19 protein-coding genes are annotated in these 11,985 nt (G+C 60.5%); all 19 read left to right on the top strand.

Translation table 11 applies throughout. The features are described 5' to 3' along the window. Positions 1-122 precede the first annotated feature (122 nt). Positions 123-1,046, top strand: a complete 924-nt coding sequence (locus AC1D1M_RS17405) for a GPO family capsid scaffolding protein (protein ID WP_477776610.1) — start codon at positions 123-125, stop codon at positions 1,044-1,046. 1 nt (position 1,047) lies between these two features. Continuing rightward, positions 1,048-2,064 (top strand): phage major capsid protein, P2 family, encoded by a 1,017-nt coding sequence (locus tag AC1D1M_RS17400; protein WP_477776609.1) that lies wholly within the window; start codon positions 1,048-1,050, stop codon positions 2,062-2,064. Continuing rightward, positions 2,064-2,777 carry a phage terminase small subunit gene (gpM, locus tag AC1D1M_RS17395; protein ID WP_477776608.1) on the top strand — a complete coding sequence of 238 codons (714 nt, stop codon included), beginning with the start codon at positions 2,064-2,066 and terminating at the stop codon, positions 2,775-2,777. Before AC1D1M_RS17400 ends, gpM begins: the two co-directional genes overlap by 1 nt. A gap of 101 nt (positions 2,778-2,878) precedes the next feature. Then, a complete protein-coding gene (locus tag AC1D1M_RS17390; RefSeq protein ID WP_477776607.1) occupies positions 2,879-3,349 on the top strand; it encodes a head completion/stabilization protein in 471 nt (156 codons plus the stop codon). Further along, positions 3,346-3,792: a phage tail protein gene (locus AC1D1M_RS17385; RefSeq protein WP_477776606.1), complete on the top strand. Its 447-nt coding sequence runs from the start codon at positions 3,346-3,348 to the stop codon at positions 3,790-3,792. The genes AC1D1M_RS17390 and AC1D1M_RS17385 overlap by 4 nt, the downstream gene beginning before the upstream one ends. Next, positions 3,779-4,462 (top strand): phage virion morphogenesis protein, encoded by a 684-nt coding sequence (locus AC1D1M_RS17380; protein ID WP_477776605.1) that lies wholly within the window; start codon positions 3,779-3,781, stop codon positions 4,460-4,462. Before AC1D1M_RS17385 ends, AC1D1M_RS17380 begins: the two co-directional genes overlap by 14 nt. 11 nt (positions 4,463-4,473) lie before the next feature. Beyond that, positions 4,474-5,589 (top strand): DUF2586 domain-containing protein, encoded by a 1,116-nt coding sequence (locus AC1D1M_RS17375; RefSeq protein ID WP_477776604.1) that lies wholly within the window; start codon positions 4,474-4,476, stop codon positions 5,587-5,589. 6 nt (positions 5,590-5,595) lie between these two features. Further along, positions 5,596-6,045: a phage protein gene (locus AC1D1M_RS17370; protein ID WP_477776603.1), complete on the top strand. Its 450-nt coding sequence runs from the start codon at positions 5,596-5,598 to the stop codon at positions 6,043-6,045. Then, entirely contained in the window at positions 6,045-6,254 is a 210-nt protein-coding gene (locus tag AC1D1M_RS17365; protein WP_477776602.1) for a TraR/DksA family transcriptional regulator, read from the top strand. The genes AC1D1M_RS17370 and AC1D1M_RS17365 overlap by 1 nt, the downstream gene beginning before the upstream one ends. Then, positions 6,254-6,646, top strand: coding sequence for a D-Ala-D-Ala carboxypeptidase family metallohydrolase (locus tag AC1D1M_RS17360; RefSeq protein WP_477776601.1), 393 nt, complete (start codon positions 6,254-6,256; stop codon positions 6,644-6,646). Before AC1D1M_RS17365 ends, AC1D1M_RS17360 begins: the two co-directional genes overlap by 1 nt. Beyond that, positions 6,647-6,862, top strand: a complete 216-nt coding sequence (locus tag AC1D1M_RS17355; protein WP_477776600.1) for a hypothetical protein — start codon at positions 6,647-6,649, stop codon at positions 6,860-6,862. Next, positions 6,852-7,214, top strand: coding sequence for a DUF1353 domain-containing protein (locus AC1D1M_RS17350; RefSeq protein ID WP_477776599.1), 363 nt, complete (start codon positions 6,852-6,854; stop codon positions 7,212-7,214). The genes AC1D1M_RS17355 and AC1D1M_RS17350 overlap by 11 nt, the downstream gene beginning before the upstream one ends. 16 nt (positions 7,215-7,230) lie before the next feature. Continuing rightward, on the top strand, positions 7,231-7,473 hold the full coding sequence (locus AC1D1M_RS17345) for a hypothetical protein (protein ID WP_477776598.1): 243 nt from the start codon (positions 7,231-7,233) through the stop codon (positions 7,471-7,473). Then, a complete protein-coding gene (locus AC1D1M_RS17340) occupies positions 7,470-7,757 on the top strand; it encodes a putative phage tail assembly chaperone (protein ID WP_477776597.1) in 288 nt (95 codons plus the stop codon). The genes AC1D1M_RS17345 and AC1D1M_RS17340 overlap by 4 nt, the downstream gene beginning before the upstream one ends. A gap of 23 nt (positions 7,758-7,780) precedes the next feature. After that, on the top strand, positions 7,781-7,921 hold the full coding sequence (locus AC1D1M_RS17335) for a DUF6890 family protein (protein ID WP_033043937.1): 141 nt from the start codon (positions 7,781-7,783) through the stop codon (positions 7,919-7,921). 6 nt (positions 7,922-7,927) lie between these two features. Continuing rightward, the gene (locus AC1D1M_RS17330; protein WP_477776596.1) at positions 7,928-9,910 is read left to right on the top strand and encodes a phage tail tape measure protein; all 1,983 of its coding nucleotides are present in this window, start codon (positions 7,928-7,930) and stop codon (positions 9,908-9,910) included. Further along, on the top strand, positions 9,907-10,224 hold the full coding sequence (locus tag AC1D1M_RS17325) for a DUF2590 family protein (protein WP_477776595.1): 318 nt from the start codon (positions 9,907-9,909) through the stop codon (positions 10,222-10,224). Before AC1D1M_RS17330 ends, AC1D1M_RS17325 begins: the two co-directional genes overlap by 4 nt. Further along, on the top strand, positions 10,221-11,396 hold the full coding sequence (locus AC1D1M_RS17320) for a baseplate J/gp47 family protein (protein WP_477776594.1): 1,176 nt from the start codon (positions 10,221-10,223) through the stop codon (positions 11,394-11,396). The genes AC1D1M_RS17325 and AC1D1M_RS17320 overlap by 4 nt, the downstream gene beginning before the upstream one ends. Continuing rightward, entirely contained in the window at positions 11,389-11,982 is a 594-nt protein-coding gene (locus tag AC1D1M_RS17315; protein WP_477776593.1) for a phage tail protein, read from the top strand. The genes AC1D1M_RS17320 and AC1D1M_RS17315 overlap by 8 nt, the downstream gene beginning before the upstream one ends. Positions 11,983-11,985 lie beyond the last annotated feature (3 nt).

Below are 11,985 nucleotides of genomic sequence, written 5' to 3'. Positions count from 1 at the left end.
TAATTTCCGCGAATAACCTAGATCATGATTGTAGGAGAAGCGCGCAAGACAACCGTTTGTTAGAGGGGCAATCGGTCCATATCGTGGGGCCTCAAATCACCGATTGAGCGCAGTTAACGCCCATGCCCCGTTCCCTAGTTTCGTATTGGAAACGTGTCGCCACCAGCGGCCCGACCGTTGATGGTCGAGAAATCCTTCCCCAGGAACTGCGCGATATCGCCGAGACCTATGCACCGTCCAAGTACACCGCTGTGATCTGGTGCGAGCACGAACGCTGGAGCGGTTCCCACGGCACCGTCTTCGCCGTGCGACTCGTAGAAGAAGCTGACGATCTGGAGCCTGGTCAGATTGCGCTGGAGGCCCAGCTCAAGCCGAATCAGAAACTGCTTTGGCTCAATGATCAGGGCGAGAAGCTGTTCTCCAGCATCGAAATCTGGCCGAACTTCGCCAACTCCGGCAAAGCCTATCTCACCGGCCTGGCTGTCACCGATCAACCAGCAAGCCTGGGCACGCAAGAACTGTACTTCTCGCACCGCACCAACAAAGCCACTTATTACGCCGCCTCTGTCGAGCTGGGCGCTCTGAACGAAGAGAAGCCCCAAGGCGAACTGACCAAGCTGGCAACGATGATCACCAGTCTGTTCAAGCGCTTCGCCGTCGAACAGCCAGCATCCTCCGACACCACCGACACCCCAACCGAGAGCAAACCCCCAATGGATGAAGCTACAGCTACGGCTTTGAAGGCCTTGCTGGCTCAACTGCTTGTTGTCGCTGCCGGCATTCAGGCAGTGATTGAGCCTGCCGCCGAAGAAGCCCCAGAGCCTGACCAGGCGCCGATCGATGACGTGCAAAGCGCCGTTGACGATATCGTGACGACTGCCGAGCAGGAGCGTGAGTTCAGTCGTCAAGGCAACTCCAACAAAGCCGTTCTCAAAAGCCTGGCTGAGCTGCAAAAGCAGTTCAACACGCTGGTGAACACTCCGAAAGGCCGTGATCTGCCGCGCACCACTGGTGCCGCCGATCCAAAGAAAGCGCGGGTGCTCTGATATGGCTCAATCCCTGAGTACTTTGGGCGCCAAAATGTACGCCCAGATGCAGCTGGCCATCGCTGAAAGCTACGGTGTCGAGCTGTCGAGCAAGATGTTCAACGTTGAGCCGACCATCGCTCAAGAACTGAACGACGCGATCACTGCCAAGTCGGACTTCCTGCAGCGCATCAACGTCATCGGCGTGAGCGAGATCAAGGGGCAGAAGGTGTTCCTGGGCGTTTCCGGTCCTGTGACTGGTCGTACCAACACCAAGACCACCGACCGCGAAGCCAAGGATGCGTCGGCGCTGGATGACAGCACCTACGAGCTGTTTTCGACCGAATCCGACGTCAGCCTGCCATATGCCAAGATCGATGCCTGGGCCAAATTCCCGGACTTCCATCAGCGCTATTCCGCGGCCGTGCACAAGCAAATCGCCCTGGATCGCATCATGGTCGGCTTCCACGGTACCAGCGCTGCTGCGCAGACCGATATCGTTGCCCACCCGATGCTGCAGGACGTCAACAAGGGTTGGCTGCAGATTGCCCGCGAACAGATCCCGCAGCAGGTCATGTCCCAAGGCTTGACAGCCGGCAAAGTCACACTGGGCGAGGGCGGCGACTACGCGAACCTTGATGCCCTGGTGCACGACACCAAGCAGATGGTCGACGAGCGCCTGCGCGACGGTGGCGATCTGGTCGCGATCATCGGCAGCGACCTGATGGCCGCTGACAAAGCCAAGCTGTACGCCAAGCAGGGTGATGCTCCGACCGAAAAAGATCGCATCGAAGATGCCCAGATCATCGCGACCTATGGCGGTCTGCCGAGCTTCAGCGTGCCGTTCTTCCCGGTCAACGGTGTGGTGGTTACCAGCTTCGACAACCTGTCGATCTACTTTCAGGACTCCAGCTGGCGCAAGCAGACCATCGACAACCCGAAACGCTCCCGCGTCGAGGATTACAACAGCCGCAATGAAGGCTATGTGATCGAGCAGCTGGAAAAATTCGCGATGACTGAAAACGTGGAGCTGGTCTGATGAGCCTGGCACTGGCGCACAAGCGGCGCGTACTTGCACAAGGTCCAGCGATGGCTGTCGCCGGTGCCGCAGCGGTGGGCTATTCGCCTGCCGCTGCACTCTCCAGCCCTGCCAATGCGCAGAAGCATTTGAAGTTGATGGATGACGCGCTGGCTGTCGATCTGGAGCGCATCAGCGCGATCAACAGCCGCGAACTTCGACAGCAGCTCAAGCGTGATGAGCTGTTGCCCAAGTACCAGGAATACGTGCAGCGGTACCGCGATTCCGGATTGAGTTTCCCGAACTCGGTGCTGGTGTACGTCCTGGTTTGGCTGTTCGACACCACCCAGTTTGAAAAGGGTCTGGAGCTGGCGGACTTCGCCATGTCCCAAGGCCAGGTGTTGCCTGAACGCTTCAACCGGGACATCCCGACCTTCGTCGCGGATGAGGTGATTGAGTGGGCCGAAGCTGAATACAAGGCCGGTCGCAGCCCAGAGCCCTATGTATCGAACCTTCTGCACCGTGTTGACGGTGAGTGGAATCTGTTCGAGCGGATCCCCGCTCGCTACCACAAGCAGTTGGGAATTCTGGCGATGGATCGCAAGGAATGGGCTCTGGCCGTCACTCACTTTGAACGCGCCGAAGCGTTGTACGACGGCATCGGCGTAGGCACGCGACTTGCCGGGGCCCGCAAGGCCTTGGCCAAGCAGTTGGCCGAGTCCGCAACCCAATAACCGACTACCCCCCCAGCGGGGAACTGCTGAGGTCATCCAAGTCACTTGTGACCTGGTGATGCCGTCGACGCAGCTTCCCCGCCCTATTCGAGCGGCCAGCGATGAGCTTTTCAGGTAAACCCACCACCTTTGTGGATCAGGCGATCGAGAACGACGGCTTTTGGCCCGATCTCTCTGTGGCTGAGTTCCAGAAGGGTTACCGCCTTCCGGCGGAACACCTGGTAGAGATGCTGGTCACTGAGCTGACCACGGCCATGATCGAGGTGAACACCGATCTGGCCACCGTGAAATCCATCCTGCAGGTTTCTGGAGTATCGAACCTAGAGGCTGTAGCTGGCGTGGCTACCCCTGCCGAATGGGGCTACGCCTACAAGGTCATGCTCTACAAGCGCGCCGTCTACACCCGCGCCAAAGCCAGCCTGCTGACCCAGTTCGCCACGGTAACCCGCCGCGAAAGTGCCGAGAACACCGGCAAGGAACTGCCGGAACGATCGGAAACCTTTCTCGCGTTCAGCCAGGCCGCTGTGCGCTCGCTGCAAGGCCGTGGCCGCATTACGGCGGCACTCCTGTGATCAAACTACGCGCCCTCACCACGTACCTGATCGAGCGCCAGCTGGTGCTGCCGGAGCAGCTCGACAGCTGGACCGACCAGGTGAACCTGGAGTTGATCTGGAAACCAGACCTCGGCGGCCTGCACATGGGGGATATGCGTTACAGCGCCACGATCGCCCTGGAGCGCTTCGCTGATCACCCCGGGCGCCTGATGGCGTTGGTGGGTAGTTGGCTTGAGGGAAACGACCAGGACCGCGACGAACTGCCAGCGCCGAAGTTCGACATCACCATGCTCGACAACGATTTGGCCGATGTGGACATCACCCTGGAGTTCACCGAGCCGCAATACCTGGCCGAGGATCCCACTGGCGAAATCGAGGCGTTCGGTAAGACCTGGGCATTTGTCCCGTTTGACCTATGGATTGCAGAACACGGCGAGGTATCGAGCCTTGGCCGGTCGTAGCACATTCGAGCTCGATGCACGGGGCTATCTGGGCGTGCGCGAGCAGCTGGCGTTGCTCAGCCTGCCGCCCCAGCTGCGCCGGCGCCTGCTGAACAACGTCACCAAGCGTGTGCGGACGATGAGCCGCAAGCGTGTGCGCGATCAGCAGAACCTCGACGGCACGCCGTTCGAAGCGCGCAAAAGTGTAGGTAAGGGCAAAAAGAAGATGGAAGCGGGGCTGGCCAAGCTGATGTTGGTCACCCGCGTGAGTCCCGATGAAGCCGAGCTGGGCTGGCGGAACGCTCTGACCAGTTGGGTCGCGGCGCAGCAGCACAACGGTGTCAGCGAGCGCCGCACCGCCGCTCAGATGAAGCGCTGGAACACCGTTCCCGCCGGGCTGGCTGCCACGGAAAAGCAAGCCAAGCGCTTGCGCCGGCTGGGCTTCAAGGTTCGCCAGGAAGGCAAGAAAACCCTGTCCCGGCCATCCGTGGCCTGGATTCAAGAACATGTGAACTACGCCAAGGCCGGGTTGCTGATTCGCATCCTGGACGACGAGAAAACCGAGAGTAGCGGCGCGCAGAGCTGGGAAATCACCTTGCCTAAGCGCCAGTTCATCGGCGTCAGCACTGAACGAGACACCGGCTTGCTGCTGAACCAGGTGCTCCAACAAATCCTTAATTCACCCCGCTAGCGAGGCACTGCATGGCACTCGGCAAAGTCAGCGTAAACAATCTCAATCTGGGCCAGGGTGCCGTGACTGAGATCGAGCGCTATTTCCTTTTCATCGGCGTCGGTGCGAAGAGCATCGGGCAGCTGATTCCGTTGAACACCGACAGTGACCTGGACAGCGCCCTGGGCATTCCTGCCAGTGACCTGAAAACCCAGATCACTGCCGCCCGACTCAACGGCGGCGATCGCTGGGCCTGCCTGGCCGCGCCAATCGCGGCGGACGGCGAATGGGCTGAAGCACTGGAATACGCCCAACAGCAGGGCTTTTCGGTGGAGGCGGTGGTGATCACCAAGCCGGTGACAACTGCAGCACAGCTGTCGGCCATGCATGACGCAGCCATCGCACTGAACAACGTCTACGGTCGTCGGGCATTTGTCATGGCGGCGAGTGCCGGCATCACGGTGCTGCAGACCTGGGACCAGTACTTGATCGAGCAGCGGGCCATCACCGCAAGCCTGGCCGCGCCGCGTGTCTTGGTCGTGCCGCAGTTGCACGGCAATGACCTGGGCGTGCTGGCTGGGCGCTTGGCCAACGCGGCGGTGAGCATTGCCGACAGCCCCATGCGTGTGGCGTCCGGCGCCGTGCTGGGTTTGGGTGCGATTCCTGCCGACGTCGAAGGCGTACCGCTGCCATCGGCGATCCGTGCCGAGCTTGATAAGGCGCGGTTCTCCGTATCGCAAACCTACCCGGATTACCCGGGCGTGTTCTGGGGCGACGGCAACATGCTCGACGCGCCGGCGAGCGACTTCCAGGTGGTCGAGTACCTGCGCCTGGCTGACAAGGCCGCGCGCCAGGTGCGTCCGCTGCTGATCCGTCGCGTGGCCGATCGCCGATTGAACAACACCCCCAACAGCATGGCTGCTGCCATCAGTGCGCTGATGAAGCCCCTGCGCCAGATGGCCAAGTCCGTCACGTTCGCCGGCCAGGTGTTCCCTGGTGAGATCGAGGCGCCCAAGGACGGCGACATCGTCCTGGTGTGGCTCAGCAAAATCAAGGTGGAGCTCTACATCAAGATCCGGCCGCTCAACTGCCCGAAGGACCTGACGGCCAACATCGCCCTCGACCTTTCCAACGACGATTCGGAGTAACCCCCTATGTCACGTATTGGCGGCAAGAATTTCGACGTGAACCTGGGCGATCTGCAGGTTCACATCGAGAGCTGCACCATCGATATCACGGACAACACCGCCGTGGCGCAGAGCCGAGGCGTACCCAATGGACACGTTGACGGCGACGTAGCGGCCAGCGGCGAGATGGAGTTCGACACCAGCAACTTCAATCTGCTGATCGAAGCCGCACGCACCGCCGGTAGCTTCCGCGAGCTCGAACCCTTCGACGTCGTGTTCTTCGCCAAGGCTGGCGAAGAGGAACTGCGCGTGGAGGCCTTCGCCTGCAAGTTGAAGGTGTCCAGCCTGCTCAGCGTTGACCCGAAAGGCGGCGAGAAATCCAAGCACAAGGTGCCGTTTGACGTCACCAGTCCGGACTTCATCCGCATCAACGGCGTGCCTTATCTGGCTGCAGCCGAGATCGAGGGCCTGCGCTGATGGTCTGCCCGTTCGATCGTGCCCAGGCGCTGGAACAACGCCAGCGTGAACAGGCGATTACCGCCCAACTCGCCAAGGCACGTCCGATCGGGCCGAGCCGCAGCCATTGCCTGGAGTGTGATGAGCCGATCCCTGAGAAGCGCCAGGCGCTGGGCGGCATCACTCGCTGCACGCCGTGCCAAACCCTTTTCGAGCAAGGAAAACGCTGATGAACACCATCACCTGGCCGCACTTCGCCGCGGCTGAATTGCGCTGTAAGTGTGGCAAGTGCAACAGCACCGGCGCCGAAATGGATCCGGCATTCATGTCCGAGCTGGTGACCCTGCGTCAGCAGTTTGGCCGCCCGATGGCGTTGAGCAGCGCTTACCGCTGCCCGAAACACCCGGTGGAGGTGAACAAGCCTGCACCAGGTGAGCACTGCACTGGCTTGGCGGTTGACGTGCGCTGCCGTGGTGAAGACGCGGTGGAGATCCTTCGCCTGGCCATGAACCTGAAGTTCACCCGCTTCGGCATCAGCCAGCGCGGCAACGCTCGTTTCCTGCACCTGGGCATGGCGCCGGCCGGTGGCCGCTTCCCCAGCCCCGCGATCTGGAGCTACTGAATGACACGCCTGTTGATGATTGCCGTGTTCACCGCCGTCGTCCTGGTCGGCTGCGTCTTCAGCGACACCCATGCGGTGGTGGCGCGCAGCGCTTCCACGTTGGTGGCGTTGTATTGCAAGGCCCCGGAGACCGGGCGCGTGCTGCTACGCACACAGATTGCCAACGACACGGCCCCGAACAAGATCCGCGTGGAGTGCACCGCCGATGGCCTTTAAAAGCGAGCTGGTCGTCAAGGCCGTGAAGGGCACCAAGCAATGGCAGTTGATCAGGCCGCTGTTCTACCTGACGGCCAGCAACAAGATGGTGACTGTACCCAAGTGCTACCGCACTGACTTGGCCAGCGTACCCCGGCCAGTCTGGTGGTTGATCCCCCGTGACGACGAGTGCGCCCGTCGTCCGTCGGTGGTGCACGACTTCATTTACACCCACGGCACCTGGTCCTTCACCAAGGCCGAGGCTGACCAGATTTTTTACGACGCCTTGCTCGAGGAGGGCATGCCCAAGCCTCTGGCCTGGCTGATGTACGCCGCCGTCCGGATCGGCGGGCGTGGCAACTGGAGCGCGTGAAATGGAGCTTTCAGCCATGGCCGTGAGCGTACTGCTGATGTTGACCGAACTGGTCCTGACCGGTGTGGTGGGCTTTCAGATGTACCTCTTCAAACAGATCAGCGCGGCCCGTCGTGAGCACCTGGAGTTTCGCATCGAGGTTGCCGAGCGATACGTGCGGGCCGAACACATCGACAAGGCCATGGAAAAGCTGGAAGACCGGCTGGAACAGCGCCTGCAGCACCTTTTTAACCAACCCCTGCAACGGAAAAGAACATGACCGAAAAACGCGATATCACCCTGGAAGTCGGCGAAAAGGAATTCACCTTCACCCTGACGCCTCAGGACGTGACCAAGTACTTCAACGCCATGACCGCGAACAACAAGGTGGCGCCTTCTCACAACCTGCTGAGCAACACCGTGGTGGCCGATCAGCGCGCCGATCTGCGTGCGCTGCTGGCCAATCCGGTGATGACCATGCAGATCGCCGGCGCGCTGCTCGAGGAGTACGCGCCGGACGTTGAGATCATCGTAAAAAAGCACTCGACCACGCTGAGCGCCTAAGCGAAGACGGGCTTGGCCAGCTACTGGCCCTGTCCAGTCGCTGGCTACCTGGTCAAGAGCCCACACCCGAGGTGATGGGCACGGCCAAGTGGCTGGAAGACGAACACTGGAAACGCATGGAAATCGCCGTGGCTAACGGCATCGCCCATGCACTGAACGGATAAAAACACATGGCTGACCGCGCCGCCCGCCTGGCCTTTATCTTGAGCCTGACCGACAAGGTCACCGCGCCCCTGGGCAAGGTGAAAATGGGTTTTTCCGACCTTGCCGAGCAGAGCGAAAAGAACATCAAGACGATGGGCCTGGGCTTGGGCGGCATGGTCGGCGCCGGTGTGGCAATCACCCAGTCATTGGCCCCTGCGCTGGAGATGAACCGTGCCCTGGGCGAGGTGAGATCGCTGGGTGTGGCTGAAGACGCACTGTCTGCCCTCAATCAAAAGGCGCTGGAGTTCTCCGTGGATTACGCCGCCAATGCCCGGGATTTTGTGGCATCGGCGTCGACGATCGATGGCGCCATCAAAGGCCTGTCCGCCAGCCAGCTGACCTCGATCACCAACACCAGCAACGTGCTGGCCAAGGCGACCAAGGCCGACGCGGAAACCACCAGCGCCTACGTGGGCACCATGTACAACCTGTTCAAAGGCCAGGCTGACGCCTTCGGCAAAACCGAGTGGATCGAGAAGCTGGGTGGGCAGACGGCACTGGCGGTGAAACTGTTCCGCACCGATGGCGCCCAGTTGAAGGATGCCTTCAAGGAAGTCGGCTCGATCGCGACCACGGCGGGTGTGGACCTGGCTGAGCAGTTCGCGGTGATCGGCTCGCTGAGCAGCACCATGGAAGGTGGCGATGCCGGCGGCATTTACAAATCGTTCTTCGAGAACATCGGCAGCGCCTCGGAAAAGCTGGGGATGAAGTTCGTCGACCAGAACGGCAAGTTGCTGCCGATGCTCGACATCCTCGGCAAGCTGGAGGGCAAGTTTGGCGATCTGAACAGTGCCAACGCAGGGGCCAAGCTGATCGACGCCTTTGGCGGCGAGGGCGCGCGCGTGATCACGGCACTGGCCAAGGACACTGATCGTCTGCGCATTGGCATGGACCAGCTGGGCAAAGTTCGGGGCCTGGAGAATGCCGAGCAGATGGCCAAAGCCATGGTGGATCCTTGGGCGCAATGGGCGGCCCTGGTGGAAAGCATGCGCGCCCTGTTTGGCCAGGTGCTGATTCCGGTATTGGCGCCGTTTATGGAAAAGATGGTGGCGATCGGTAAGACGCTGATGCGCTGGGTCACCTTGTTTCCGAACATCACCCGCGTGATCGGAATTACCACGCTGACCATCTTCGGCATCATCGCCGGCATGTCTCTGCTGACCCTGTCTGTAGGCATGTCGAAAATGGTTTGGCTGGGGATGCTGACCGTCTGGAAGCTGTTGACCTGGACCGGTTACCGCAGCATCGCGATGTTCCTATATCACTCCGTGATGACGATCGCCTTCGTTGCCGGCCTGGTCCTGCTGTACAGCTGGATGAGCCTGGTCAAAGTCGGGATGTTGGCGTGGCAGGCCGCTATCTGGCTGGTGAACGGCGCGCTGCTGGCCAACCCGGTCCTTTTGATCATTGTCGGGATCGTGGCCCTGGTCGCGGCGTTGGTTGCCGCCGTCTATTACTGGGACGAGTGGACCTCAGCACTGCTCAACAGTGACGCCTTCAAGTGGGTCAGCGACCAGTTCAAGACCTTGTCCGATTGGTTCAACTCCATGGGCGGCTGGTCAGCCATGGCCAAAGGCGCGTGGGACAGCATCGTCAGCGTCTTTTACAAAGCCATCAACAGCTTGATCGAGATGATCAACAGCATCCCCGGCGTAAATATCGAAGCGCGGTTTGGCGGCATGCCAGAAGTGCCGGGTGTCGACGCAGCGGTAAATGCGGCCAACTCCGCAAGCAGTGCGCAAAAGGCGCAGCAAACCATTAACGCGGCAATACCGAGTCTTTCCCCGACGCGAGCATCAGCTGTGCCCCCAGGCGGATTGCTCACCAGCATTCAGAACACCAGCAGCCAGAACAAGGGGGCGCACGTTGAGAACGTGAACATCCACACCGCCAAGCCAATGACCCCGTTGGAGTTGGAAAACATGGTGGCGATGGGGGTTGGCGGATGAGCCTCTACATCGATCTGCTGATCACCGATAACGACCTGACCTTGGACCCCTCGAACCAGCCGCTACTGGTGGACGACCGGGCCAGTATTGCCCAGGACATTGCTCACATGATCCGCGAAAGCGGGCTGCTGTTCACGCTGGTCGCTGAGCGCGATCGCTTCCGTCAAGCCGACTGTATCCAGCAACTGGAACTGCTGGCTGAGGCTGACGTGCGCCTGGTTCCGGGCACTGTCCGGATTCTTGAAGAAGAGAAGGGCAAGTACCTGGTCACGGCCAAAACCGTTGAATTTGGATCTGTCGAGGTAGTGCTGTGAGTGACGTAGATTTCAAACAGGCGTTGAGTGACGCCGGCATTCCGATCACCGAGGCCAAGTTGCGTGCGGCCTGGGAACTGGAAGTCGTTGCCCAGGGCAGCAAATTGAGCAACACCAGTGCATGGTCGCCGTTCTGGCGGGTGATCACCGCGTTGGTGACCAAACCGGTGATGTGGCTGATCGACTTTATCGCCGGCACCGTGTTGCCGAACTTCTTCGTGAAGACCGCTACCGGTTCCTGGCTGGATATGCTGGCCTGGGCGGTCAACGTCACCCGCAAGCCAGCGACCAAGGCCGAGGGGTTGTTGCTGTTCACCCGCAGTGCGCTGGCCGGCCTGCTGGAAATTTCGGCCGGTACCCGTGTGCAATCGATCGCGATCAACGGCAACGTGTACGAACTGGTGACCGTGGCAGCAGCCAGCTTTGCTGATGGTGAATCCCAGATCCGGGTGCTGGCCTGGGCAAAAAAAGCTGGCAGCGGGTTCAATCTCGCACCAGGTTACTTTTCGATTCTCCCGGAACCCGTGCCCGGGGTTGTCCAGGTAGTGAATGCTGACGGTTGGCTGAGCCAGCCCGGCGCCGACACTGAGCCTGACGATGAGTTACGCCTGCGCGTGCGCAATCAGTTTTCTGCGGTCAACCAGTGGCACACCGACGCCGTGTATCGCGCCATGATCGCGGCGTTCCCCGGTGTGCAGCCTGACGGCGTTTACTTTGAGCACAACGCTCCCCGGGGCCCCGGCAGTGCCAACGCCTTCGTGTTGTTCGAAGCCGACTCGCCGGCGCAGTCCTACCTGACTGAAATCAACAACTACATTCGCGACCAGGGCAACCATGGCCACGGGGATGACCTCCTGGTGTTGGAGATGCCCGCCACACTGCACGCTGTCAGTTTGACGGTCTGGACCAAGGCCGAGGTCGGCGCCGAGCGCTGGCCAGCGCTGAAAGCTGACATTGAGCTGTTCATCCGGGCCGCGTTTCGCGAGAGCACGGACAGCGACTATCAGCCGACGCAGACTCATCCCCAGTCGCGTTTTTCGTTCAGCCGCCTGAGTGAGGAGCTGCACCAACAATTTTCCGGCATCGACTCGCTTGACTTCGACAACGTCGACATCATTTCCGAACTGACCATCCCGCGCCTGTCCGGGGTTGAGGTGGAGCTGAATGCTTAAGTTGAGCCTGCCTTTTTGGCTCGACGGGCCGGAGTTGGCCAAGGTCAAAGCGGCCGCGCAAGCCTGGTGGAGCAAGGTCGAAAACTGGCTGCACTGGCCGTTGCTGCAAATGGATGCCGAGACTTGCCACCTGAGTATGCTCGATCTGTTGGCCTGGCAGCGCGACATTCAGCGCTTCCATGTCGAGCCTGAAACGCTGTACCGCCTGCGGGTCAAATACGCCTTCATTAATGCCGTGGACGCTGGCAGCACCGCCGGCATGGCTCGTATTTTCGAACGCCTGGGCGTGGGCTACGTGGAGATTCAGGAACGTCAGGATGGGCTGGACTGGGACATCGTCCTGCTGCTGCTTTCCGACACTCAACTCAGCCAAAACCCAGAACTGCTGCGCGTCCTGATGCAGCAGTACGGCCGCACCTGCCGGCGTTATGACTTCGTCACGATCACTCCCGTATCGATGCACATCACTGTCGCGGACTTCAACGACGACCAACAGACGTTGCTGGCTGCCCTGGACGACAGCACAAGCCGTTTGGCGGTGATCAACGAACTGACCGTGGTCGCCTCTTTGACCGATTCTTTTTAGGAG

This window comes from Pseudomonas sp. P1_F7, from assembly GCF_056405655.1.
The sequence above is the reverse complement of the archived record's forward strand: the minus strand, read 5'-3'. Positions and strand labels throughout refer to the sequence as shown.